The 25,899-nt window shown below is 36.9% G+C and carries 21 protein-coding genes; 18 read left to right on the top strand and 3 right to left on the bottom strand.

Annotated features, from left to right (window positions below; genetic code table 11):
• Nucleotides 1-71 precede the first annotated feature (71 nt).
• Nucleotides 72-899, bottom strand: coding sequence for a tetratricopeptide repeat protein (locus H4J67_RS13545; protein WP_182175563.1), 828 nt, complete (start codon nucleotides 897-899; stop codon nucleotides 72-74).
• Nucleotides 900-1,120: 221 nt separating this feature from the next.
• Here H4J67_RS13545 and H4J67_RS13540 point away from each other — a divergent pair, with 221 nt between their 5' ends.
• From H4J67_RS13540 to H4J67_RS13455, 18 genes are all read left to right on the top strand, one after another.
• Nucleotides 1,121-1,396, top strand: a complete 276-nt coding sequence (locus H4J67_RS13540; protein ID WP_182175564.1) for a lipid asymmetry maintenance protein MlaB — start codon at nucleotides 1,121-1,123, stop codon at nucleotides 1,394-1,396.
• 88 nt (nucleotides 1,397-1,484) lie between these two features.
• Entirely contained in the window at nucleotides 1,485-1,847 is a 363-nt protein-coding gene (locus H4J67_RS13535; protein WP_182175565.1) for a response regulator, read from the top strand.
• Between the two features lie 5 nt (nucleotides 1,848-1,852).
• A complete protein-coding gene (locus H4J67_RS13530) occupies nucleotides 1,853-3,973 on the top strand; it encodes a chemotaxis protein CheA (RefSeq protein WP_182204027.1) in 2,121 nt (706 codons plus the stop codon).
• Nucleotides 3,973-4,497, top strand: a complete 525-nt coding sequence (locus tag H4J67_RS13525; protein WP_182175567.1) for a chemotaxis protein CheW — start codon at nucleotides 3,973-3,975, stop codon at nucleotides 4,495-4,497. Before H4J67_RS13530 ends, H4J67_RS13525 begins: the two co-directional genes overlap by 1 nt.
• Nucleotides 4,498-4,512: 15 nt before the next feature.
• Nucleotides 4,513-4,995, top strand: coding sequence for a chemotaxis protein CheW (locus tag H4J67_RS13520; protein ID WP_182175568.1), 483 nt, complete (start codon nucleotides 4,513-4,515; stop codon nucleotides 4,993-4,995).
• Between the two features lie 67 nt (nucleotides 4,996-5,062).
• Entirely contained in the window at nucleotides 5,063-5,203 is a 141-nt protein-coding gene (locus H4J67_RS13515; protein ID WP_182175569.1) for a hypothetical protein, read from the top strand.
• Between the two features lie 165 nt (nucleotides 5,204-5,368).
• Complete coding sequence (locus H4J67_RS21065; RefSeq protein ID WP_182204025.1) at nucleotides 5,369-7,741, top strand: methyl-accepting chemotaxis protein; 2,373 nt, start codon at nucleotides 5,369-5,371, stop codon at nucleotides 7,739-7,741.
• Between the two features lie 12 nt (nucleotides 7,742-7,753).
• Entirely contained in the window at nucleotides 7,754-8,599 is an 846-nt protein-coding gene (locus tag H4J67_RS13505; RefSeq protein WP_182175571.1) for a protein-glutamate O-methyltransferase CheR, read from the top strand.
• Between the two features lie 28 nt (nucleotides 8,600-8,627).
• Nucleotides 8,628-9,293 (top strand): chemoreceptor glutamine deamidase CheD, encoded by a 666-nt coding sequence (cheD, locus tag H4J67_RS13500; RefSeq protein ID WP_182175572.1) that lies wholly within the window; start codon nucleotides 8,628-8,630, stop codon nucleotides 9,291-9,293.
• A 52-nt stretch (nucleotides 9,294-9,345) separates the two neighbouring features.
• Entirely contained in the window at nucleotides 9,346-10,431 is a 1,086-nt protein-coding gene (locus H4J67_RS13495) for a chemotaxis response regulator protein-glutamate methylesterase (protein WP_182204024.1), read from the top strand.
• Complete coding sequence (locus H4J67_RS13490) at nucleotides 10,421-11,620, top strand: methyl-accepting chemotaxis protein (protein ID WP_182204022.1); 1,200 nt, start codon at nucleotides 10,421-10,423, stop codon at nucleotides 11,618-11,620. Before H4J67_RS13495 ends, H4J67_RS13490 begins: the two co-directional genes overlap by 11 nt.
• A 22-nt stretch (nucleotides 11,621-11,642) precedes the next feature.
• The gene (locus tag H4J67_RS13485; RefSeq protein ID WP_070376971.1) at nucleotides 11,643-11,951 is read left to right on the top strand and encodes an STAS domain-containing protein; all 309 of its coding nucleotides are present in this window, start codon (nucleotides 11,643-11,645) and stop codon (nucleotides 11,949-11,951) included.
• Nucleotides 11,952-11,960: 9 nt separating this feature from the next.
• Nucleotides 11,961-13,688, top strand: coding sequence for a SpoIIE family protein phosphatase (locus tag H4J67_RS13480; RefSeq protein ID WP_310650663.1), 1,728 nt, complete (start codon nucleotides 11,961-11,963; stop codon nucleotides 13,686-13,688).
• A gap of 43 nt (nucleotides 13,689-13,731) precedes the next feature.
• Nucleotides 13,732-14,655, top strand: coding sequence for a diguanylate cyclase (locus tag H4J67_RS21060; RefSeq protein ID WP_182175575.1), 924 nt, complete (start codon nucleotides 13,732-13,734; stop codon nucleotides 14,653-14,655).
• Between the two features lie 46 nt (nucleotides 14,656-14,701).
• The gene (locus H4J67_RS13470) at nucleotides 14,702-15,862 is read left to right on the top strand and encodes a response regulator (RefSeq protein WP_182204021.1); all 1,161 of its coding nucleotides are present in this window, start codon (nucleotides 14,702-14,704) and stop codon (nucleotides 15,860-15,862) included.
• Complete coding sequence (locus H4J67_RS13465) at nucleotides 15,859-18,432, top strand: ATP-binding protein (RefSeq protein WP_182204020.1); 2,574 nt, start codon at nucleotides 15,859-15,861, stop codon at nucleotides 18,430-18,432. The genes H4J67_RS13470 and H4J67_RS13465 overlap by 4 nt, the downstream gene beginning before the upstream one ends.
• A 237-nt stretch (nucleotides 18,433-18,669) precedes the next feature.
• Entirely contained in the window at nucleotides 18,670-22,860 is a 4,191-nt protein-coding gene (locus H4J67_RS13460) for a response regulator (protein ID WP_182204019.1), read from the top strand.
• 21 nt (nucleotides 22,861-22,881) lie between these two features.
• Nucleotides 22,882-24,195, top strand: a complete 1,314-nt coding sequence (locus H4J67_RS13455; protein WP_182175579.1) for a diguanylate cyclase — start codon at nucleotides 22,882-22,884, stop codon at nucleotides 24,193-24,195.
• 110 nt (nucleotides 24,196-24,305) lie between these two features.
• Here H4J67_RS13455 and yfaE read toward each other — a convergent pair whose 3' ends face one another.
• A complete protein-coding gene (gene yfaE, locus H4J67_RS13450; RefSeq protein ID WP_259368602.1) occupies nucleotides 24,306-24,617 on the bottom strand; it encodes a class I ribonucleotide reductase maintenance protein YfaE in 312 nt (103 codons plus the stop codon).
• 82 nt (nucleotides 24,618-24,699) lie between these two features.
• Nucleotides 24,700-25,830 (bottom strand): class Ia ribonucleoside-diphosphate reductase subunit beta, encoded by a 1,131-nt coding sequence (gene nrdB / locus H4J67_RS13445; protein WP_182175580.1) that lies wholly within the window; start codon nucleotides 25,828-25,830, stop codon nucleotides 24,700-24,702.
• Nucleotides 25,831-25,899: the final 69 nt, after the last annotated feature.

Below are 25,899 nucleotides of genomic sequence, written 5' to 3'. Positions count from 1 at the left end.
GTTTATTTTATACAATATACATTATTGGGAAGGGCAATTTTACCTATTATAAAAGCTAAGTTATCGCGTCATTAATATTTAAGGAATATTGGGTCTGCTGTTAGATTAAGTGCCTGCAAGTAAAGCTCAGGGTTATTGTCTTGAAAGAATTTTACCCGGGCAACCGCTTGTGGTAGATCTTGATTTGCCGCATGAATAAGCCAAGCAAGTCCAAGGCTATGATCTTCTTCTGTGCCTTCAGCTAAGAAAAAAGCACGGCCCATCGCGCCCATCGCTTTTACATGACCAAGCTTTGCTGCTTGTTCAAACAATTGAAACGCTTGCTCAACATCGCCAGACTGCCTTTTTAAGAGAGCGTTATCGAACAAGTCCTCACCTCTTTCGCTTAAGGGCGAAGTCGTTATGTCTGGCTCATTATTTAGATCATTTTGCCCTTGGTGTTTAAAGGGGCTATCAACAGCTTTGTTATGGTGAACTTCTAAGTATAAGTCTTCAATAAGCTCGCTGTTTTCATCTTCGTTGTCAGAAAATATATCTTTAATGTCTATGTCTTTTCTTTTTTCAGTTAACAAACAACTTATCACTGCATCATAGCGGCCATTGAGTTGCTCTATGGTTTGTTGCTGTTTACTGATTTGTTTTTTGTAATAGCTCACATCTTCACTTAATTGTTTGATATGAGCATTTTGTTGGTCAAGATGTTTTTGATGAGACTGCTTTAAGTTATTAATGTTTGATTGATTAGCGAGATCAATTCTTAATTGTTGGCTATGACTATATTTTTCAAACCGCTCTAATACACCTTGAACACTTTGCTCGTAGTTAGTTTTCATTTTTTCAAACCAACGAAATATTTGGCTGGGCACTTTTTGATTATCTTCTGGCATAGCTGTTCTCAAAACATATCCTTTTTTTAACCATAATAATTGTAAACAGGGAAAGCAATATATTCATTACGAAAGCTTACTTTATTTATCTGTATTTAAAAAATAAAGCAATTAATTTATGCTAAACACCTAAAAAATGGCGGGTTTCTATTAAAATAAACTTGCAGTTAATTTTTTATGGTTTATCTTTATTGCTAAGTATTAAATTTTTAGATGAATTTATAAGGGATTAAATGTTCATATTACCGGCTCTGTTAACCATTGCTCAAGTGGATGACTGTAAAAATCAACTACTCGATGAAATTGCTAAAAATGATGTTATAACTTTTGACGACAGCGCTGTTACCCATATAGATACCGTTGGTATACAACTATTATTAGCGGCGGTAACCTACATCGCGGCACAAAATAAAGTACTCAATTGGAATTCTACCTCCCGTGTTATTCAAGAAAGCGTTAAGCAATTAGGGCTTAATGAAGCTATTTTAAATCAATATCTAAATGCTTAGAATCAATTTTTAGTGAAATATCATCTAAATATCATCTAAATATTATTAAGCTTTTGCTGTTTATATTTACTTTAAAAAGGAGATACCTATGACCAAGATTTTGGTTGTTGATGATTCTAACTCTATTCGCGATATGGTTAGTTTTACATTAAAAAGTGCCGGTTATGAAACCGTTGAAGCAAGAGACGGACAAGAAGGTTTGACTAAAGCTCAGGGTGGGGCTTTTGACTTAGTGATCTCTGACGTAAATATGCCGATTATGAACGGTATTACTTTATGCGAAGAGTTACGTAAGTTACCCCCTTTTAAGTTTACTCCTATTTTAATGCTAACGACCGAAAGTTCTGGTGATATGAAAATGCGTGGCAAAGCAGCTGGTGCTACCGGATGGTTAGTTAAACCTTTTAACCCTGAAAAATTATTAGCAACCATTAAACGGGTTATTAGGTAGCTATTATGAGCGTAGATCTCACACAGTTTATTCCAAGCTTTTTAGAAGAAAGTTTTGAAGGTCTTGAATTAATGGAGTCGAGCTTGCTAAATTTAGAGCAAGGTGATGATGAAACAATTAATTCAATATTTCGTGCTGCCCATTCCATTAAAGGAGGAGCTGGCACTTTTGGCTTTAATCATGTCACAGAGTTCACCCACTTGGTTGAAACACTTCTTGATGAAATGCGAGATGGCAGGCGTAATATTGAACAAGATGACGTTGAACTACTATTAGAGTCTGTTGACTGTATGCGCTTGTTAATTCAAGCAATAAGAGATGAACGAGAGTGTGATAGTGAAAAAATAGCCGAAAACTCAACGCGCTTAGAGGAAACATTAGCCTCAAGTGGCAATGTGAATACTGAAGCACTTCTCATAAACGTTGATGACACCACAGACAACACCAATGATATAACAAGGTGGCAGATAAAATTTATACCAGAGCATCATTTAGTGCAAACGGGTAATGACCCTCTACTCCTCTTTAATGCCTTGGCTGATTTAGGAGAAATTTCTTTAGAGGCTGATGCTAAAGATCTACCAGCACTAAATGATATTGATGCCGAAGAGCTCTATTTAAGTTGGCAGTTAACATTGTGCTCAAATGCCAGTGAAGCGGATATAAAAGAAGTCTTTGAATGGGTTGAAGATGAATGTGAATTAATTATTACCAAAGAAGATCACCTCTTAGCTGTTGAAGTTGAAGAGGGGATTGAAGTCAATACTATTGATCAGTCAAGCCAAGATGAAGCAGCTAATATAACAACGCCAATTGAAGTAAGCTTTCCTGAACCTACGCCAAAAAACACCCCAGATAAACCAGCAGGTAAGTCTAAAAATGATCTCGGTTCTATTCGAGTCGGCGTTGATAAAGTTGACAGTTTAATTAACCTGGTTGGTGAATTAGTTATTACTCAATCTATGCTGTCTGAGTTAGGCAATGATTTTGACTTATCAAAAGTTGAGCGCCTAAATGCGGGGTTGGAGCAGTTACTGCAAAATACTAAAGAATTACAAGAAAGTGTTATGCGAATTCGCATGCTACCAATTAGTTTCGTTTTTAATCGTTTTCCAAGGTTAGTACATGATCTGTCTAAAAAAACAGGAAAAGAAATTGAGCTTATTCTTAAAGGTGAGCAAACAGAACTCGATAAAACTGTTATGGAACAAATTGGCGATCCGCTGGTACATTTAGTGCGTAATGCCGTTGATCATGGTATTGAGTCTGCACAAGTTAGACTCGCTAATGGTAAGCCTGAAAAGGGTTCTATTGTGCTTGACGCCTATCATCAAGGTGGCAGTATTTGTATTGAAATTAGTGATGATGGTGGTGGCATTGACCGCCAAGCCGTTTTTAATAAGGCACTTGAAAAAGGCCTCGTTGACGAAAAAACCACTTTATCTGATAGCCAAGTTTTTGATTTACTTTTTGAACCTGGATTCTCTACAGCTAAAGAGGTCAGTGATATTTCTGGCCGTGGCGTCGGTATGGATGTGGTAAAAAAGAATATTCAATCATTAGGTGGAAGAATACAAGTCGAGTCTGAACAAGGAAAGGGGAGTACCTTTCGGGTAAACCTACCCCTTACCTTAGCAATACTTGATGGTCAGTTAGTTCGGGTGGGTAAGGAAGTTTATATTATTCCTTTAATTACTATTGTTGAATCTCTCCAGCCACAAAAAGAGCTTATTAATCGTGTTTCAGGTGACATGCTGCTTTATCGACTCAGGGAAGATAATGTACCGGTTATCCCTATTTATCAGTTATTTAATATTCCTTGTGAATTTGAACATATCGAAAGTTGTTTGTTGGTTGTGGTTGAAGCAGACGGACAAAAAATTGGTTTAATGGTAGATGATTTACTTGCCCAGCAGCAAGTCGTCATTAAGAGTTTAAATGATAATTATCAACAAGTTCAAGGTATCTCAGGAGCCACCATTCTAGGTGATGGTTCTGTGGCTATGATTCTTGATGTACCTGGTATTATTGAAATGGCGTTAACAAAAGCACAAATAAATCAACAACACCAGTCAAGTGTTCAATCTCAAATTACCCAGTCAATATCGACAGGAGCGAACACTTAATGGATATTCAAATGTTAGCAGCAGAGGTACCCGTTGAAGGAGAGTATTCCTTAGAGGGCATCGATTTTATAACCAGTGGTGACCAGTACCTCACTTTTTTATTAGCCGATGAACAATACGCGGTTGATATTTTATGTGTTGAAGAAATACGTAGTTGGGAAAACCCAACCCGCATCCCTAATTCACCTTGTTATATTAAAGGGGTTATAAATATGCGCGGCATTATTGTACCGATAGTTGATCTACGAATGAAATTTAATATCGGTAGTGCTATTTATTGTGAAACAACGGTCGTGATTGTCTTAACTGTGGAAACCGAAGATAAAACCCGCACTATAGGTTTTGTGGTTGACGCCGTCTCAGATGTGCTCAATGTAGAAGCAAACGATATAAAACCTGCCCCAGCATTTGGTGGCTATGTACCGCAAAATTACTTACAAGGTTTAGTAAATGTTGGCGAAAATGTTGTCACTTTACTCAATGTTAACGTTTTACAAGAAATTGAAAAACATCAGTTAATATAAATAAAGGAAGATACCATGGAACAAGAGCAAGAATATCTCACCTTTATGTTAAATGGCGAAGAGTATGGTGTTGATATTTTATGCGTACAAGAAATACGCGTGTGGAGTTCAGTTACCGAATTACCAAATAAGCCAAATTATATCAAAGGGGTCATTAACTTACGTGGCATTATTGTACCTATCATAGATTTACGCCAGCGTTTTGGTCAACAACCGCTCGCATATAATGAGCAAACAGTGACCATTATTCTTCGAAAGCCGAATAGTCAAAAAAACATGGTAGTCGGCATTGTGGTCGACGCTGTGTCAGAAGTATACAAGTTTGACAAAAAATCAATCCGGATCCCTCCTACTTTTGGTAATAAAATAGATCGTTGTTTTTTACAAGGCTTAGTGTCAATTGACGACAGGCTTATTATTCTACTTGATAGTCATAGTTTATTAGATCAGGACGAACTCTACGACGTAGAAAATCAACTAAACAGTTCACAGCAATGATACATAGCAAGCAGTGTTAATCGTTATTGAACAAGCGACAATATAGATAAATAAGAGTATTAATATAATGACAGCTAAACAGATTAATTTAGTTCAGCAAAGTTGGCAAAAAGTACTGATACTTTCACCCGATGTTGGCGATTTGTTTTATCAACAATTATTTGTATTACGACCGGAATTAGCAGCATTATTAAAAAATGATAAGTAAGATAAAATCTGGGCTAATAAAGACTTTATCTGTTTATTAAGCCAAGAAATAAATTTATTACAGCCAATTGAACTGACTAAAGAAAAAGTTAATACATCAGTAACTATTAATGATGTTAAAAATTATCAAGCAGATGTTGAAAATGCCTTGTTGCTAGCATTAACAATGATACTCGATAAAGAGTTAAAAATTGCGCTCAAAAGAGCTTGGATTTCGACAATTAAACGTTTAGCAGGAAGCATTGTTATTGAGTTAGTGCTTAATCCTATAAAAATAAAAGATAACATTCAATCGATAGGGAAGAATACTACCATGGGTAAAGATACCGAAATTTCAGTTGAGCAGGCTAAAGAATTGCAATTTGCAGACATGTTAGCTCAGATAGAAGCGCTGAATAAAGTTCAAGCGCTAATTGAGTTTAATATGGACGGTACTATTATTACCGCCAATGAAAACTTCTTATCGACCTTAGGTTATAGCTTAGAAGAAGTGCAAGGTAAGCATCACAGTATGTTTGTCGAACATAGTTTTAAAATAAGTGAAGAATATCAAAATTTTTGGGAAGGCTTGAATCGTGGTGATTTTGAATCAAAAACTTATAAACGCATTGCTAAAGGCGGCAGAGAAGTTTGGATACAGGCGTCTTATACCCCTCTCCTTAATAAAGAGGGTGTTCCTTATAAAGTGATGAAATTTGCAACGGACATTACTGAACAAAAATTAGCCAACGCAAACTTTTTAGGTCAGATTGAAGCGATAAGTAAAGCGCAAGCTGTGATTGAATTTAATATGGACGGCACTATTATAACCGCGAATGAAAACTTTTTATCAACGCTCGGTTATACCCTAGAAGAAGTAAAAGGCCAGCACCACAGCATGTTTATTGAGCCAGAGCTCAAAAATAGTGTTGAATATAAACTCTTTTGGGAAAGCTTAAATCGCGGTGAATACGACTCAAAAGAATATAAACGCATCGGTAAAGGTGGTAAAGAAGTTTGGATACAAGCTTCTTACAATCCTATATTAGACTTAAATGATAAACCTTTTAAAGTGGTAAAATTCGCCTCAGACGTAACCAAACAAAAATTAATAAGTGCTGATTATTCTGGACAAATTGCCGCGATAAGTAAATCACAAGCGGTGATTGAATTTAATATGGACGGAACTATTATTACCGCCAATGACAACTTTTTATCGGCGTTAGGTTATACACTTAGTGAAATACAGGGGCAACACCATAGTTTATTTGTTGAGCCTGCTCATAAGTCGACTATTGAATATCAACAGTTTTGGCAAAAACTTAATCGCGGTGAATTCGACAGTGGCGAATACTTACGCATAGGCAAAGGCGGAAAAGAAGTTTGGATACAAGCGTCTTACAACCCGATTTTAGATTTAAACGGCAAGACCATGAAAGTCGTTAAATATGCCGCAGATATCACCGGAAGAAAGCAAGCTATTGCTCAAATTAAAGAAACGTTAATGACCTTATCTGACGGTGACTTAACGCAATATATTGAAACAGAGTTGGTAGGTGAATTTAATATTATTGGCACTTCTATTAATGAATTTATTGATGTATTGAGTAATATGGTTGGTGATATCCGCAGCGCGTCAACCAATGTTTTTGATTCGGCTCGTGAACTTGCTGAAGGAAACAATGAACTTAGCCACAGAACAGAATCTCAAGCCTCTAGCCTTGAAGAAACAGCTTCTGCTATGGAAGAACTAACCAGTACTGTGCAGCAGAATGCAGAGAATGCATCTGAAGCGAGTAAGTTGTCAGCTTCGGTCATGGACAAAGCAAGTAATGGTGGCGCAGTAGTAAAAAATGCTATCACGGCGATGAGTGATATTAATAAGTCGAGTAAAAAAATTGCTGACATTATTAGTGTTATTGATGAAATTGCCTTTCAAACCAACTTGTTGGCCTTAAATGCTGCAGTTGAAGCGGCAAGAGCGGGTGAACAAGGTCGTGGTTTTGCGGTGGTTGCTGCAGAAGTTCGCAACTTAGCGCAACGTTCAGCCGGTGCAGCTAAAGAGATTAAAGGTTTAATAAACGACAGTGTTGAAGCGGTAGGTCAAGGGACTAAGTTAGTTGATGAAACCGGTCAAACTTTTACTGAATTGGTTAATGCTATTGAAGAAGTCAGTAAAATGATCAGCGATATTGACAGTGCGGGTAAAGAGCAATCGGCCGGTATTGGCGAAGTCAGTGCAGCCGTTAGTCAAATGGACGAAATGACTCAACAAAATGCTGCATTAGTCGAAGAAGCGGCAGCGTCGAGTAAGTCAATGGAAGAACAGTCACAAGCACTCCTTGATCAAGTTGCCTTCTTTAATAATGGCGAAGATGATGAACAAGAGATTCAAACCCCCGTTCGTCGCTCACAACAAACAAGTAGAAAACCGGCAAGTAGACAGCCTGCAAGTAGACAACCAACAAGAGCCGCGAGCAGACAACCAACCAGACCAGCGCCCAGAGCAAGGGTGACTCGAACCAAAACAGAATCTGATCAAGAGTGGGAAGAGTTCTAGGGCATACTATCAATGACAGAGCGTGATAAAGCGTTTCAATTAAGTGGCGATAACTTTGATTATCTTTGTCAATTTGTTTATGACACAGCTGGTATTGTACTCAATGCCAGTAAAAAAGAGATGGTGTACCGTCGTCTTACTCGTATTATTCGTGAGCGTAAACTTCCCTCCTTTACGGCTTATTGCAACTTATTAAAGACAGATACAGAAAAAGAGCAAGATTACTTTATCAATGCGATTACCACGAATTTAACCAGTTTTTTTCGTGAGCAACATCATTTTGATTATATGACGCAAGATGAACTACCTAAGTTACTCGGTAATCGCCTATCGCATGATAAACGCCTGAGAATTTGGTCGTCTGCAAGCTCCACTGGAGAAGAACCTTACAGTATTGCTATTATGGTGCTCGAAGCAATGAAAAGCCAATTAAGTCAATGGGATGTAAAAATATTAGCAACAGATATTGACAGTAATGTGTTAGCTGTTGCTAAAGAAGGGACTTATGATGAACGCCGCATAGAAGATGTTCCCAGGAAGTTTAAAGAAAAATATTTTACCAAAGGTATTGGCATTAACGAAAGTAAAGTAAAGGTAGGTAAACAGTTACAAGCACTTATTACCTTTAAAAAATTGAATCTATTACATGAATGGCCAATGAAAGGGCCATTTGACATCATTTTTTGTCGAAATGTGATTATATATTTTGACAAAAAAACGCAGCAAGAATTATTTGCCCGTTATTATGAAATGCTAGCACCGGGTGGTTTGCTTATCTTAGGGCATAGTGAAAATTTAGGTCAATATCAACAACATTTTGAAAGTGTCGGACGTACCATTTTTAGAAAAGCATTTTAGCCGTTCTATAATAAGTGAACAAATAATCATGGTTTTAAATCGACAAGACAATATTTATGTTAAGCAATGCTTAAAACAATGTTTAGCAGAGTTTGCCCATATAAATCATTATTGGGATCCAAAAAGACAACAAGTTATCGCTAAAATTCTTCCAGGTGAGTTTTATATGACTCGAGATAATGTTGCTATAGCGACCACGTTAGGGTCTTGTATTTCAGCCTGTATTTGGGATGAACATAGCGGTATCGGTGGCATGAATCATTTTATGTTGCCGCTAACCGATAAAGAAGCCCATGAAGTTGATTGGGGACAACGCAGTATGGCATCTGATGCAACGCGTTATGGCAACTTTGCAATGGAACACCTCATTAATATGATATTGAAAAATGGTGGTCGAAAAGTAAATTTACGCGCTAAGGTATTTGGTGGCGGTAAAGTCTTAAAGCACATGTCTGATATAGGCGAAAAAAATATTAGCTTTGTGATGAAATATCTTGCAGATGAAGGAATACCTGTTGAAGGTTCAGATTTAGGTTCTTTTTTTCCCCGCAAAATTTTGTTTGAACCGCTAAGTGGCCGGGCTTTTGTTAAAACGATTGATAATTTACATAATGATACTATTGCGCGCCGTGAAAGTGCTTACAGAAACCGTATAGACCAAACACCTGTAGAAGGTGATATAGAATTATTTTAGTGTTGTTAAATAGTTATTTAATAGTCACTATCGAGCTTAGGATGTTAGTTATATGAAGCCAATTAAGGTATTAATTATTGACGATTCCTCGGTTATCCGAGCGGTTGTTAATGAGGTTTTAAAAGATGATCCTGAAATTGAAGTGGTTGGCGAAGCTAAAGACCCTATGATCGCTCGAGAGCAAATCAAAAAGCTAAATCCTGACGTACTGACTTTAGATATTGAAATGCCAAAGATGGATGGTATTACCTTTTTGAAAAACTTAATGCGACTGCATCCTATGCCGGTAGTGATGCTATCAACATTAACGACTAAAGGGGCTGATATCACCCTACAAGCTTTAGAAATAGGAGCTGTTGATTTTATTGCAAAACCTAGTTTTGAAGCCTTGATTGCTAATAAGTCTACCTTTCAAGAGACTTTGTTGAGAAAAATAAAATTTGCCGCAACGGTTGAGAATAAAAAATTTCGACTTGACAGCACGTTATCAAAACCTCTAGCGAATGGTCTACTACCCTTTAAAGGTTGCCAGCGCTCGAATCATTTAGTGGCTATTGGCGCTTCAACAGGAGGCACTGAAGCAATTAAAGCGATTATTACCGCTTTGCCAAGTAATTCTCCAGCTGTGGTTATCACCTTACATATTCCAAAAACATTCAGTGCGAGATATGCACAACGGATGAACGAAATTTGTGCCGTTGATGTGCAAGAAGCAAGGCATGGCCAAAAGATTAAAGCGGGTAATGTTTATATTGCGCCAGGTAATCTTCATCTAAAAGTAGAAAGTAAAGGCGGATCACTTTTTTGTATTTTAGAAGACTCACCTGATGTTAACCGCCACAAGCCTGCCGTAGACATTTTGTTTAATTCTTTACTGCCACTTGCTAATAATGTTCAAGCGGTATTATTAACCGGAATGGGACAAGATGGAGCCAAAGGTTTATTAAATTTAAAAAATACTGGCGCTATGACTATTATCCAAGATAAGGCAAGTAGTTTAATTTGGGGGATGCCAGGCAGTGCTCATGCATTAAATGCTCAGGTAAAAGAGTGCTCATTAGTTAATATACCTAAGGAAATTTTAGCTCATGCTGCACTGACTCGACAGGGTAAAAAAGAGGTGTTTTATGAAAAATAAAGCCATGCTGTTATTAAAGACTGGGCTGGTGATTGTTGGCGTAATACTGATGGACCTTTTATTTTTTCAACTGAGTTACTTATCAGTTACGCTGACATTATTACTGTCGTTTGTCTTGATTATCTTATATAAAAATAATCATGCTTTGCTAACATTATCAAGTGCAAGTGATGTTGAGGGGCGCAATGGGCTTAATGTAAACAACAATGAAAAAGAAATAAAAATAACCCTGACAAAAATTGTTAGCTTACTTAGCCAGCAAATAGCCATCGTTGATACAGAAGTTGACCGGGCCAGTATCTTAATTCAAGAGGCTACGACTGGGATTGCAGATAGTTTCAAGTCTTTAAAAAGCTTAACGGATGAACAACAAGTCATGCTTAATGCCGCTATTGGTAATCATCGAGGTGCTGTTGATGAAAACGGTACCACGATAGAGTCTTTTGTTCACGACTCCAGTGAGACTTTAGATGATTTTTTACAGGTGATTATGACCACCAGCAAGCAAAGTTTAGCCGCCGTGTCATTTAGCGATGAAATGAGTAAACAGCTTGACGGTATTTTTAGCTTATTGGGACAAGTAGAAAGTTTAGCGAGCCAAACTAATTTATTAGCCCTTAATGCCGCTATAGAAGCAGCGAGAGCAGGAGATGCCGGTAGAGGTTTTGCTGTAGTGGCCAATGAAGTCAGGGCGTTATCGGTTAATTCTACCAAGCTTAATGATAATATTCGTGAAGAAATATCATTGGCACAAATTATCATTGAAAAGCTAAGAAACTCAGTTCAAGTCATGGCTTCAGCTGATATGACCGCAACACTTGAAGCTAAAAGTCGAGTCAGTCTTATGGTTGAGCATGTGGGTGAATCTTCTTCACAAACCAATGCCATTGTTGAAGAGCTTGCTGGATTATCACCAAAAATTGCTGAAACAGTCGCTACAGGCATTCGCTCGCTACAATTTGAAGACTTAACGTGTCAAGCCCTTGCAACCCTTAAAAATAATACTGAAACTATTACGGCTCTCAATCAAGTTTTAATGGAATTTGAAATCAATAATAGTAATACTCCACAAGCATTACAAAAATTACAGCATCAATGTCAATCGCTCATCGAACAATCTCAACATCAAAATGAGCAGCGCAGCGTATCTCAGTCATCTATGGATGAAGGTGTTGTTGAGTTGTTTTAATTCTAAATTATTAGGAACGACTATGAATGTTATAAAACAAGTATCAGAAGATAAAAAAAATATAGAAATTAGTATTGAAGGTCGGTTTGATTTTTCACTGCATCAACATTTTCGAGATGCCTACGTTAACTGTAAAGAAAAAAACTCGATGTTTACTATCTGTTTATCAAAAACGACTTATATGGATAGCTCTGCTTTAGGCATGATTTTATTGCTTAAAGATCATGCTGAGAACTATTCAGGAAAAGTCGTGATTAGTAAACCAAGCGAGTCAGTGAATAAAATTTTAGAAATTGCGCAATTTCACCGTTTGCTCACTATAGAATTATAGGTTATAGCCGTGTTAGCTGAAAAAAATGATGTTAAATTAGCTTTAGTCGTTGATGACTCTGCCATGCAATGCAAAGTTTTAAGTGTCTTATTAAAAGAGCAAGGTTATCGTGTTTTTACAGCTAATGATGGCGCTCGTGGCGTGGCTATGTATGTGGAGTACAAGCCTGATTTAGTGTTAATGGACATTAATATGCCCATTATGAACGGCTATGAAGCCGCAAGAAAAATTAAAAGTTTATCGCAAGATAATAGCTTGTGCCCACTGATTTTTATTACCAGCATGGATACAGATAAAGCTTTTATTGAGTGTGTTGATGCTGGCGGTGACGGCATATTGGTCAGGCCATTTTCACCCGAAGTTTTTAAAGCTAAAATAAAGTCAATTCAACGAATCAGTGATTTATACGCACAAGTTAAGATTTTACAACAAGAACAACAAAAAGATGCCGAGCTTGCTGAACAGTTAATGTCGGGCGTTATTGAGGCAAGAAACTTCTCGCTTGACCGCATTGGCATTATTAAAAAACCCGCTGCGTTATTTAGTGGTGATATACAACTGACCGCTTTATCTCCTAATGGCGACGTTAATGTTATGTTGGGAGATTTTACTGGCCATGGACTGCGTTCATCTATTGGTGCTATTCCCTTAGCGGAAACCTTTAGAGCGATGACCAAAAAAGGTTTTTTGTTATTTGAAATTATTAATCAAATTAACCATCAACTTTATGATTTACTGCCTGCAGATTTATTTCTTGCGGCTGGGTTTGCCAGTATCTCTAGCCATGATAAATCTGTGTATGTTTTTAATGCGGGCTTACCCGATGCTTACTTGTTTTCTGAACAAGGTGAAATAAAATATCAAATATCGTCAAGTCACCCACCGATAGGTGTGCTTCCAAAGCTTTTACCTGAGAGTAAATTAACCGTATTTGGTATTGAAGAAACCGATCGGATGATCTTAATCAGCGATGGTATTCTTGAGGCGAGAAATGAACACGGGGAAATGTTTGATTTTGACCGATTCGAACAGGCGGCAAAGCAGGGTGTAATCACACAGAAGGTTAGTGAATGTGTGCTTAACGCGGTTAATGACTTTTGCCAAGCTATGCCACAAGAAGATGATATTTCATTGATTGACATTCCTTGCGGAGGTTGGGATCACGTGCTGGTTGCCAGTCATGGCATTACCAATATTTCAGCTAAGCAACTTGACGATATCTATTTGGCAACAGAGCCAGCATGGCACTGGCAACTTACCTTAAGTGGTAAGCGCTTAGCCTCTATAAACCCAATTCCTATGGCTATGAGTCAAATAAATGAAATAGAAGGTCATGCAGAGCATTGGCAAAGTTTATACAGCATACTCACTGAGTTATTTGTTAATTCACTTGACCATGGTGTCTTAGGTTTGAGCTCTAATTTAAAAGCCAGTGCAGATGGTTTCTCTCAATATTACAAAGAGCGAGAATTGCGTTTGAAAAATTTAGCGCATGGCTTTATTGAATTACAAATATGCCATTACCCCTTTCCAAATGGCGGACGAATTATGATTAAAATACAAGACAGTGGTCAAGGATTTGATATAAAAAAATACTATGAGCAACGAGTGAACAAGCCAGCAAATAAACTCGAGCTTAGCGGTCGTGGCATTGAGTTAGTTGAGCAGCTTTGTGACAGCTTAGACTTCCAAGATAATGGTAGTGTGGTCGAAGCATCTTATGTTTGGGCATCGTAAACATCAATATTTTAATTTATGACCAATGTAATAAGGTATTAATGTGAACATTTTAGTTGTGGATGATAATAAGTTTATCAGAGAAGTTGTTAGTGCCATGATCATTGACAGCGGCCATATTGCCGTCGTTGCTAATGGCCATGTCCAGGCGATGGCGGCATTAAAGAAAGAAAACATTGATTTAGTGCTTATGGATATAGAAATGCCCGAGGTTGACGGTTTTGCGCTAACAAAAATGATGAGAAAAGAATACCCACAATGGTTCCCTATTATTTTTCTTAGCGCCAACGACAGCGAAGAGTACTTAACTCAAGGTATTGACGCGGGTGCTGATGATTACTTAACAAAGCCGATAAAACAAGTGATTTTAAGCGCAAAATTAAGAGCGATGGAACGTATTGCCAAAATGAAAGGGGCACTTGAGCGCACCAATAAACAACTAGAAATACTCAGTAGTATTGACCCGCTAACGCAGATACTTAACCGAAGAGGGTTAGAAGAAGTCCTCGCTAGTGCTTGGAAAATTAATGAGCGCCAAAAAGGGGAATTATCAATATTGATGATAGATATTGACTTTTTTAAGCCTTATAACGATAACTATGGTCACCCACAAGGCGATAAGTGCTTAGTTCAGGTTGCTAATACCCTTAATGAAACGCTTAATCGAGCCACTGACTCATTAGCTCGCTATGGGGGAGAAGAGTTTATTGTTGTGCTGCCTTTTACGCCGCTCGAGGGTGCTAGGTTTAAAGCAAAAGAATTAAGTTTGGCGTTATTAAGTCAAAAAATAAAGCACGAATATTCATCGATATTTCCTTATGTGACGGTAAGTATTGGTATTGCAACAACAAGCGCTGACGATCACGTAGCCAATGCAAGTGAATTAATAAAACAAGCTGATATCGCTTTATATCAAGCAAAAGACCAAGGGCGTAATGGTTCTAGTGTTTTTCAAAAAAGTGCTTAACAACTGCATTTACTAAGGTTGAAATCTCATAAAAAAAGGAATTATTATGCTTAAACCCCGTTTGTTAATTATTGATGATGACAAAGATTACCTTGAACTGCTTCATGAAGCATTAACCAAAAGTTTTGAAGTAACGTGCGCGACTAATATTAAAGATGCGGATAAGTTAGTCAGCGACAATCAACTTTTTGACATCGCCTTAGTTGATGAAAATATTGGCGAAGACAAAGGGTCACAATGGATAAAACGTAACGTTGAACAACATACCGTCGCAACCTCTTTTGTCTTGTATTCTGGCCTAGCCACCGAAGATGCTGTACTTAAAGGTTTAGAGTGTGGTGCCGATGATTTCCTTGCAAAACCTATTTCTTTATTAGCTTTGAATAAAAAGCTAAAAAAACTTATTTCTTATCAAGATAAAATTCATAGCTTTGAAACAGAAATCAGTTCAAAAGATCGAGTTATTAATATTTCAATGGCACAAGCGGCTAAATATGGCAGCTGTATGCAGCTAACATCTCGACTTAATCATTGTTTTACTTTAGAAAAAATTAGAGATGAAGTATTTTTATTTCTTTATACAATGAACTTAGATGGCTGTATTGCTTTTTACCCGATCAATGAAAAAGCCCTTTTCTTTAGTTCTAAAAATGGCTTTTGTTCTCCTGTAGAAATCGATGTAATGAAACTGTTAAGGGTTAAACCTCGCTTATATCGCTTTAGTTCTAGAACTATTTTTAACCATCCACTGTGCTCAATCCTTATTTTAAATTTAGTAGATGGCGCTATTGATACTGATATATATATTGATGCACTAGCCTCTGTTATTGAATGCATCGGTGCACGTATTGCTTTTATTACTTATAAAAATTCACTGGTGCAAGTACAAAGCAAAATTCAGAAAGCTGTTTTTACTACCAAAAACATGATTGCCATATCTAAGCACCATCAACAGGAAGTGATGAATGAGATAGTCACTAACATAGGTATGAGCTTCCATGTCCTAGAGATGTCGGATGAACAAGAACAATATCTGACCAACTTGGTTCATGGTGCCTTAAAAAAACACTCACAAGATGATATAAATTTTCTTGAAGTTACCGATTTACTTGATGGCGCCTTAGCCAGTGTTGATGAACTTGAAGTCCTTAATCAACAACAAGAAGAGGAAATAGTTGATTTTGATGATGAAGATGAACTATTTTGAACGCTACCTCTGACGATTTAACGGTATCGATCAATAGTATTCCTTTTTCGGTTATTCAATTAGATCATCAAGGGATTATTACCGGTTGTAATCGTTGGGCAGAAAGTTTTTCTGGTTATTGTTTAGCAGAAATTAAAGGGCAACCGCTAGAAATGCTCTTGCCAAAGGAATTTGCTAATTCGCATCTAAAGTTTTGTCATAACTTCCAACGTAGATCAGGTGTTAGAGATGTTGTTTTATTGAGTAAATCAGATGAGATGCTTAATTGTACAATAAAAACAAGTGAAGTTGCTGGTGGTTATACCGTCTACCTTTCGGATTCATTGTTAAACAATAGCTCTGACGATAAAACGATTAATGAGCGGGAAAAGCTAGTAGAAAAAATAGAATCTGCAGCACTATCAAAATACACCCATAAAATATTAAACACCATAGAAGAAGCTTTTTGGGAGTGGAATATAATTGAAGGAACGCTACTTTATTCCGCAAAATTTATGGCTATGTTGGATTATTCGGCAGAAGCATTCTTAGGCCAACTTTCTTTTGGTCAAAAATGGTTAAAAGAAGAAGATTTAGCCCGCCTTAACCAAGAAGCCAAAGCGCATTGTCTTGGTGAAATACCCAGTATAAATTTAACGCTGTCAATGACTACAGAGCAAGGTGCTACGAAGTGGGTAACTGTTTTTGGTAAAATTATCGAATACAGGGCTGAGCGTGCTTATAAAATGTTTGGCTCAGTTAAAGATATCACCGCGCAACATCAATTAGTCGAAAAGCTAAAAGAAAGAAATAATTATCTGTTGCTAGCGGAAAGTGTAAATAAATCAGGGTATTGGCGTCTAGATTGTATTGATAATACCTTATGTTGGTCAACTGAGCTTTATAAAATTCATGGTGTAGACGCCACTAATTACCAACCAAAGGTAGTTTCGGCCTTAGACTTTTACCTGGTAGAAGAACAGGTTAAGGTACGAAATTATTTAGATAATGCCATTGCCAATAAACAAGGCTTCTACTTTAAAAGTGCTATAAGAAATAAACTGGGCAATAAAGTGAAAGTGGAGTGTTTTGGTGAGGTTGAGCTCAATACTGCGGGTGACGTTGTTGGTGTTTTCGGCGTATTTAAAGATATTAGCCAATCAGAAACTATTTTTGAAAAATTAAAACTGCTCGCTATGGTCAATTATACAATAAAGGTACCGGTTTTCTTTATTGATGACAAAGATAATGTCGTTTATCAAGAGCTAACACCAAAAACTGCCCACAGTAGCGCTGTGCTTTTTAATTATATTAATTTCAGTATTATCGACTATCTTGCGTTTAAACGAAAAGCAAAAGCGTGCGGTCAACTTAAAGAAACTCATATTAGCTTTGATCAATACAACAGTGTTTTTGATTTATCGGTAACCTATGAAGCCGATGAAGGAATATTTATTTGGATTGTTGAAAACGTTACTGAGCAATTTCGTAAAGACCAACAACAACTTATTAGTAATCGACTCGCTTTACTGGGTAATACTTTTGGCAATGTTTCACATGACATCAATAATGTACTGGGCGTCGCTTTAGGTGCTACTGAAATGTTAGAGATTAAGTTCGCTCAAGGTGAACGTGATATTTCAAGGTATATTGAGCGGGTCAAGAATGCGATAGATAAAGGTAAAAGCGTTACCGAGCGTTTATTAGCTTTTACGCGTAAACCTACCATCAAAGTGGTTCGTTTTGACCCGATACAAGATATTATTGATAACCAATATCTTTTTAAGCAATTGTTACTTTCTACCATAGACTTTAGCATTAATACCAATGACCTATGCTGTAAAATAAAGTTTCCTCAAGGTGAATTTATTAATATATTGCTTAACTTAGTGTTAAATTCTCAGGATGCGATCCGCGAAAGAGGCTTAATTGGACAGATAGAAATATCGGCCAACATTAATGAACAGCAAAACTTAGAAATTCATGTCAAAGATAGTGGTGTAGGTATTGAGCAAAGTAATTTGACTAAAGTGTTTGATCCCTTTTACAGCAGTAAATCAGATAATAAGGGCAACGGTATTGGTTTAGCTAATGTTTATAGCACAATATATAAACATAATGGTCAAATACGAGTTTTAGGGCATGGCAGTCTGGGTGGGGCGCACTTTACCTTAGTCTTTAAGTGTCATATTTTAAAAATTTCCCCGAAAAAAATCCCCTTAACGCTTAAAAGCCAATTAAATATGAAGGGAAAGCGTGTACTTATTTTAGATGATGAAATAAGTATTGCTGAGTTTGTTTCCTTGTATTTGGAAAATGAAGGCGTTAAAACTAAACATACCAACAATAAAAAGGGTCTAATCAAAATTTTAGTGACTGAGCAACCTTTTGATATTTTTATTACCGATATGATATTACCCGATATTTCAGGTTGGGAGGCTGTGGAATTAGTGAAAGCAAAGTTTCCCAATATTAGAGTATTTTCAATTAGTGGTTATATTGCTGAGGAAAATAAAAAATGGCATTACCCCATTCTCAGAAAACCGTTTAATTCAAAAGAATTGGCAAGCTTTCTAATTGAAAATAATTAACTTGCAGCTTGAATATATATGATGACAGTTAGCCACTTAGCCAGTAACTATTGCTAATTTAGTGATGTTTTATCGGTAAATGCTCTGTAATACCTTAAGGTTTAGTTATCAGCGTTATTGTTGTTACTCAACTACAATTGCATATAAGAGTTGGTTCTAGTATGTTATTTGATAGTCAATTGAGTATTTAGCACTTTCTCATAAAAACATTGTTTTAGGCTCTTTTTTTATCGGCGTATGAATAGATTCACCAAAAGAGAAGTAGCACTTATCAAAAACAATCATTTAGAAGATAATTATGGCGCATGTAAAGAACATGATCATACTGCGCAGCCATTAACTAAAGCCAGTAAAAGCTTCTCAATCGGAAAAGTTTTTAGCTCATTAGCTTTTAAAATTCCATTTGCTGGTTTTTCTTTATCACTCTTTATTGCTTTTGCGGTTGGCACTGTATTTTATATTGAAAGCCAGCAGTTGGTTAAAGAGCAGGCGTTTGATGAACTCAATATTAAAAGTAAAATTGTAAAACCATTAATAGCCTATTTCTATCGAGAAAGTGCCAACGACTCAATCTTCCTCAGTAAGACCGCGTCAATACAAGGTGTTATGGAGTCTATCAAATCAGATGATGATCAAAACCTGTTATGGCGAAAAAAATTACAGGGGATATTCAAAGAATTTATCAAAAAAAAACCGATTTATAAAAATATAAGTTATTTAACAACAGAGAATCATGTTCGTAGTAATGTCAGTGTTGACCATGAAAATGACCAAGTGAAGGTCATTCCTTTTGAGCAATCTAGTCAAAATATAGCGCTTGATTCATTAAAAGCGGCTTTATTAGTAAAAGAAGGTGAAGTGTATTTTTCAGAGATATTTTATCAAAAAAACACTCAGGACAAGCCTTTACAAAGTTCTTTATTTATCGGTACCCCTGTTTATAATGCTGACAACAAACTTTTTGGTTCAATAACAATAGAAGTTGATTTTTCATTATTTATTGAACGGCTTAAGGAAAATGCTTTAGAAAAAGTTACTTTTTATCTTGCTAATTCAGCGGGTGATTTTATTTATTTTCCAGCTGATCAAAAAGTTGATGAAAAAAATATCAAGGTGACTGAAAAGTTTCCGTCGCTCAGTGTTATTTTTTCCTCAATACTCACTAGCGATAAGCTCTTTCAAGATAAAGAGATAGATGTTGATAATAAATTAGCCTATTACTCTACTGTTCAGTTTGATGAATTTGGCCAAGTAAACCCATTACACTTAGTTATTGAAAATAAAAGTAATATTTATCTGCAATCATTAGAAAATATGCAAAACCGCACAATATTATTTAGCTTTATCTTAGCGATATTAAGTCTAGTGTTTTGTATTATGGCGTCAAAGCGGATAACACGTGCTTTGTTGTTGATGACTAGAGGTGTTGCCCAATATGAAGAACAGGGTGTTATCGGTAAGTTACCGGTGCAAGAAAATGATGAAATCGGCGTTTTAGCAAGAAGTTTTCAAAATCTATTCATGCAAATAGAGCAAAAGTCAATTGTCCAAAAAAGTGAAACAATACGGGCAGAAGATGCGTTAGCAAAGCTTCATTCTATTTTAAACTCAATCGCTGATGGTGTTATAAATATTGACGGGAAAGGCAATATTCTCGCTTTTAATCATGCGGCTGAAAAAATATTTGGCTATCAAACTAATGAGGTCCTTGGTCAAAACGCACTATTTCTAGTGCCAATAGATAATACTATTAACCAAGCGGACGAATTTAAACGTTTTTTACAACATAGCTCAAGTGAAGTAAAAGGACGCACACTTGAACTGACTGCATTAAGAAAAAATGGTGAAAAGTTTTTTATGCATTTAAGTATCAGCAAAATAAATATTCCTGGTGATGTTGTTTTTACCGGATTAATACGTGACATCACTGAAAATAAGTTGTTGGCAGCAGAAAGTATCCGCAGTATTGAAGAAGCTAAAGATATGGCATGGCGTTTAAATTTTGCTTTGTCAGCACCAAGAATAGGCGTTTGGGACTATAATCTTCAAACAGGGCTAAGTTTTTGGGACAGTCGAATGTATGAATTATTTGGCTATGATAAAAACTCAACAGTGCCTACAGAAAAAATTTGGCGAACAGCTATACACATAGACGATGTTAAATTTGTGGAAGAACAATTTATCCATGAAATTAAGAAAGGCATAGCACTTAATTTTGAATACCGTATCACTTTGCCAGACGGAACTATTCGATATATTGAAACACATACTCAAGTGGTTAATCATAAAGATCAAAAAAACTTCAGAGTGGTGGGAACTCATCGTGATATAACCGAGCAAAGAAACTTGCGTACTTTAAAACAGGACGCTTTAGATATGGCAGAGCACGCTCTGCTGCTGCGTTCGCAGTTTCTTGCAAGTATGAGTCATGAAATACGTACCCCGATGAATGGCGTTTTAGGGATGTTAGGTTTACTTCAGCAAAGTAATATCGACAAACAACAAGCTCACCATTTGCAATTAGCCAGTTCAAGTGCGCAATCTTTATTATCTTTGATTAATGATATTTTAGACTTTTCAAAAATAGAGGCAGGAAAATTAGAACTTGAAATACTTGATTTTGATATTCGAGGTCAGCTTGGCGACTTTGCTGAGTCGATGGCGATAAAAGCGCAGGAGAAAGGCCTGGAATTGATACTGGATGTTTGCGGTGTTGAACAATCTTTAGTTAAGGGTGATCCTAGCCGTTTGCGACAAATACTGTCAAATTTAGTCAGTAATTCAATAAAGTTTACCGAGACCGGTGAAGTACTCATTAAAGCCTCGATTAAGAAATATCAACATCAGTTGCAACTAACATGCAGCATATCAGATACGGGTATTGGTATTCCTGAAAATAAAATGATTGCATTGTTTGATTCTTTCACCCAGGTAGACGCCTCTACTACACGAAAATATGGGGGTACAGGCTTAGGTTTGGCCATTGTTAAACAATTAGCCCAACTGATGTCAGGGGATATTACCTTAACAAGTACCGAAGGTCAGGGCAGTGTGTTTACTTTCACCATACTACTTAACGAAAGTGATAACTCTCAAACAGTCATGCCTCATGTAGACATAAAAGGTAAGCAAATTCTTATAGTTGATGATAACGCGACAAATTTGGCGGTATTAAAAGGACAGTTAGCTATTTGGGGGGCAGAGGTTACGCAAGCAAAGGATGGCACTTGTGCTATTGAGCAGGTTGATAATCACCCGGTTGATTTTTTTGATGCCGCAATTCTTGATATGCAAATGCCTGGCATAGACGGCGTTACTTTAGGTGAGCGCTTGAGGAAGCATCGACATACACAAAAAACAAAACTTATTATTATGACGTCAATGAGTGACCGAGGAGATACTAACTTTTTTGAACAACTCGGTTTTTCTGCGTATTTCCCCAAGCCAGTAACAACCGCAGATTTATTTGCTACGTTAAATCTTGTTTTAGACGAAGAAGGCACTTTGAGTGTCAATAAACCCTTTGTTACTCAACATAACGTCCATAAATTAAAACATTCAAATGTTAATCGTGTTATTGCCAAAAATACCCGTATCTTATTGGTTGAAGATAACCGTATTAACCAAGTGGTCATTCTAGGTGTGCTAGCCAATATTGGTTTGTCAGCTGATGTTGCTGGTAATGGTATCGAAGCCCTGGCTGCTTTAAATTCTTCACCAGAAGATGCACCCTATCAAATCATTATTATGGACTGTCAAATGCCTGAAATGGACGGCTACGATGCAACAAGAGCAATAAGGGCAGGAAAGGCCGGTGTTGTTCATCGTAACATTCCAATTATTGCCATGACCGCCAATGCGATGAAAGGCGATAAAGAAAAATGTTTAGCGGCAGGCATGAGTGATTACGCGAGTAAACCGGTAGATACCGATATTTTACTTAAAAAAATATCGGTATGGGTCGGGCTAGATAGCTTTGAAACTGTGTCTGATAATAACAGTCGTGTAATTGCAGAGCCCGTAACCCAGACCAGCCATGGTGATAACTCCAAAAGTAGTCATTCAAAGAAAAATGAAGATATCATTTGGGATAAAACAGGCTTTTTAAAGCGTATTAGAAATAATGAAAAATTAAGTAAACAGCTGATCAGTTTATTTATTGAGGATATGCCGGCGCTTAAAAATGAGTTAGTTATCGCTATGGAAAATAAATTATTTGATGATATTATAGCTTTAGCACATAAAATTAGTGGTTCGTCAAAAAATTTAGGTGGAATTAATCTTGGAAAATTAACGCGACAAATTGAACAATTGGCTAGAATAAAAAATAGCGTTGAATTGTTGTCGTTGCAGAATGATTTATCAAGGGAATATTATTTGTTAATTGATACCTTACAAAAACACCTAACAGCTAAAGATGACGAGTAAGCCTTACAATGGGAATAAATTATGAATACTAAGAAAAAATATAACATTCTCGCTGTTGATGACGCAAAAGACACGCTCATGCTATTAGAGTTTGATTTAGGTGAAGAAGGTTATAATGTGTTTACCGCCGAATCTGGAGAAAAAGCCTTAGAGGTTTTAGAAGAGCAAGCGATAGACTTCATTTTATTAGATATGTATATGCCGGGTATCTCAGGCTTAGAGATGTTACACAAATTAAAAACTCACCCTATTATTTTCAATACGCCGGTCATTATGTTATCGGCTTCAGATGATGAAGATCAAATTGTTGCTGCTCTAGAATTTGGCGCCGACGACTACGTAACTAAACCTTATATTCCTAAAGTGTTACTGGCTAGAATACGAACCTCGCTTCGGCTTTTAGAGAAAACTTTAGAGCTAGAGTCGCTGGCTAAAACAGACTTCTTAACCGGCATTCGTAACAGAGGCGCTTTTGAAGATTTAGCGGGTAAAGCGATTAGCCAAGCAAAACGCACGAATAACCCGCTTGCTGTGGCGATGCTCGATATAGATTTTTTTAAAGTGGTTAACGATAATTATGGCCATGATGCCGGTGATAAAGTCCTTGTTGAATTTGCTGATATCATCTGCGATTGTTTTCGAGATCATGATATTATTGGTCGAGTTGGCGGCGAAGAGTTTGCGATATGTATGGCAAATACCTCTCCAGAGAATGCGCTTGTTGCCTGTGAACGCTTAAGAGAAAGAGTAGAACACAGTAAAATACATATTGATGATACCATAGATGAAAAGGTGTCTGTAACCGTGAGTATCGGCTTATCATTAGGCAAGGGCGATGAGATGAACTTAGAAGGCTTGTTAAAAGAAGCTGATCTTAGTCTATATGAAGCAAAACACAGTGGTCGAAATCAAGTGAAGGTGCATCAAGAATCAAATACGGTTGTCGCTGAGGGTATTGTCGACGCATTACCGGTGGCCAGTGAAGACCAATATCCAGGTATTGATGCTGAAATAGGTATTGGTAATGTGCTCGGAGATGAAGACCTTTTTGCTGAAATACTGGTGATGTTTTATGAAGACCATTCCAAAGACAGCGAAAAGATTCAACAAGCGATCAGTAGTGATGATCAAACTGCTTGTAAGCACTTAGTACATACCTTAAAAGGTGTTTCTTGCTCAGTAGGAGCTATGCAACTGTTTGAATTGACTAAAGCGCTAGATGAAGCGGTAAGTGTTGAAGATACCGCGCGTTATCAACAATTGTATCAACCGGTTGCCGCAGAGTTAATTAAGGTTTTAGGCGGTATTGAAGTTAGGTTAAGCGCGCAATTATAAGTATAAGATTGACAGATCTGGATATTGAGTGACGGGTATATTTGTCGCTCAACATCTATACGCGTTCATTCTCCAATGTTTAAAGACCCGTTAATAATCCTAGTACTAAGTTATTCAACAATAAGTTTGATGTCACTCTTTGGCACACAACAGCAAGATAGCACTTCACCATCGCCGATAAAAGCCAGTGGTTCTCCTTGAGGATAGCTAATTTCGCCTTCAACTAAGGTTACTCGACACGCCCCACAAAAACCGTCACGACAATGATAATGTACTTCTACATTAGCGTTCTCTAAACAGTCAAGTAAGCTTTTGTCATTGGCTTGAAAGGTAATGGTTTTATTATCGACAAAAATACGATGAGCTTTCTTACTTTCAGGTAATTTTTGCTGGCAAATGGCCATATCATTAGCACTTTTCATTTAAAAAGACTCAAACGCAAAATGTGCTAATGATGTAATAAGAAAGCATGATAATCGCTTCTTTATATGGAGGTTAAAACCATTAAAGGTCAAAGCCATCAAAATCATCACTTGATACAGAAGAGTCGACTTGACCGACCAGGTAACTCGATATTTCTGTTTCTTGTGGAGCGACCTGAACATTGTCTGATACTAAATAAGCATTCATCCATGGTAATGGGTTACTTTTTATATCAAAGGGTGCATCAAAACCAATAGCGGTTAAGCGTTGATTACTGATGTATTCAATATATTGATTTAATATTGCCGCATTTAAGCCAATCATTGAGCCGTCTTTGAATAAGTACTGAGCCCATTCTTTTTCTTGATCAACAACATCAAGAAATATCTGTAATCCTTGCTCTTTCATTTCTTGAGAAATGATTTTCATTTCAGGATCATCTCTACCGGATAACCAGTTATTTAAAATATGTTGAGTACCGGTTAAATGCAAAGCCTCATCTCGAGCAATAAGCTTAATAATTTTAGCATTACCTTCTAATAATTCACGCTCGGCAAAAGCAAATGAACAGGCAAAGCTGACATAAAAACGAATGGCCTCTAAAGCGTTAACCGAACAAACAGCCAAGTATAAGCGTTCTTTGAGCTTGCGAGTCGACACTTCAATCATTTTACCATCGACTTCATAGGTACCGTCACCTTGTGACTGGAGTAGTTGTGTGGTGATTATCACGGCATCAAAGTATTTAGAAATACTTGATGCACGCTTTAAAATAGCTGGGTTAACAACGATATCGTCAAATATTTCACTTGGATCTGAAAACAAGTTTCTCAAAATATGCGTGTATGAACGAGAATGAATGGTTTCACTAAAAGCCCAGGTCTCTATCCAAGTTTCTACTTCTGGTAATGAAACCAGCGGTAAAAACATCGCATTTACTGAGCGTGCAGCCATAGAATCAAGCAAAGTTTGATATTTTAGGTTGGAAATGAAAATATGCTTTTCTGAAGGCGTTAAACTTTGCCAATCAGATCTGTCTTTTGATACATCAATTTCTTCGGGACGCCAAAAAAACGATAACTGTTTTTCAATAAGTTTTTCAAAGGCGATAAAACGTTGTTGGTCATATCGTGAGACATTGACACTGTTACCTAAAAACATCGGCTCGAGTAGTGCGTTATTAGGAACTTGATTAAACGTAGTGTAGGACATCTATTACTCCTTGATAACAAGCGTGAAAATCACAGCCTGTTATCAAAATTTTGTTTTTTAAAATTATAG

Origin of the sequence: Colwellia sp. BRX10-4 (assembly GCF_014077465.1) — a bacterium.
Taxonomy (GTDB): Bacteria; Pseudomonadota; Gammaproteobacteria; order Enterobacterales; family Alteromonadaceae; genus Colwellia_A.
This window is presented reverse-complemented; position numbering and strand designations above follow the sequence as displayed.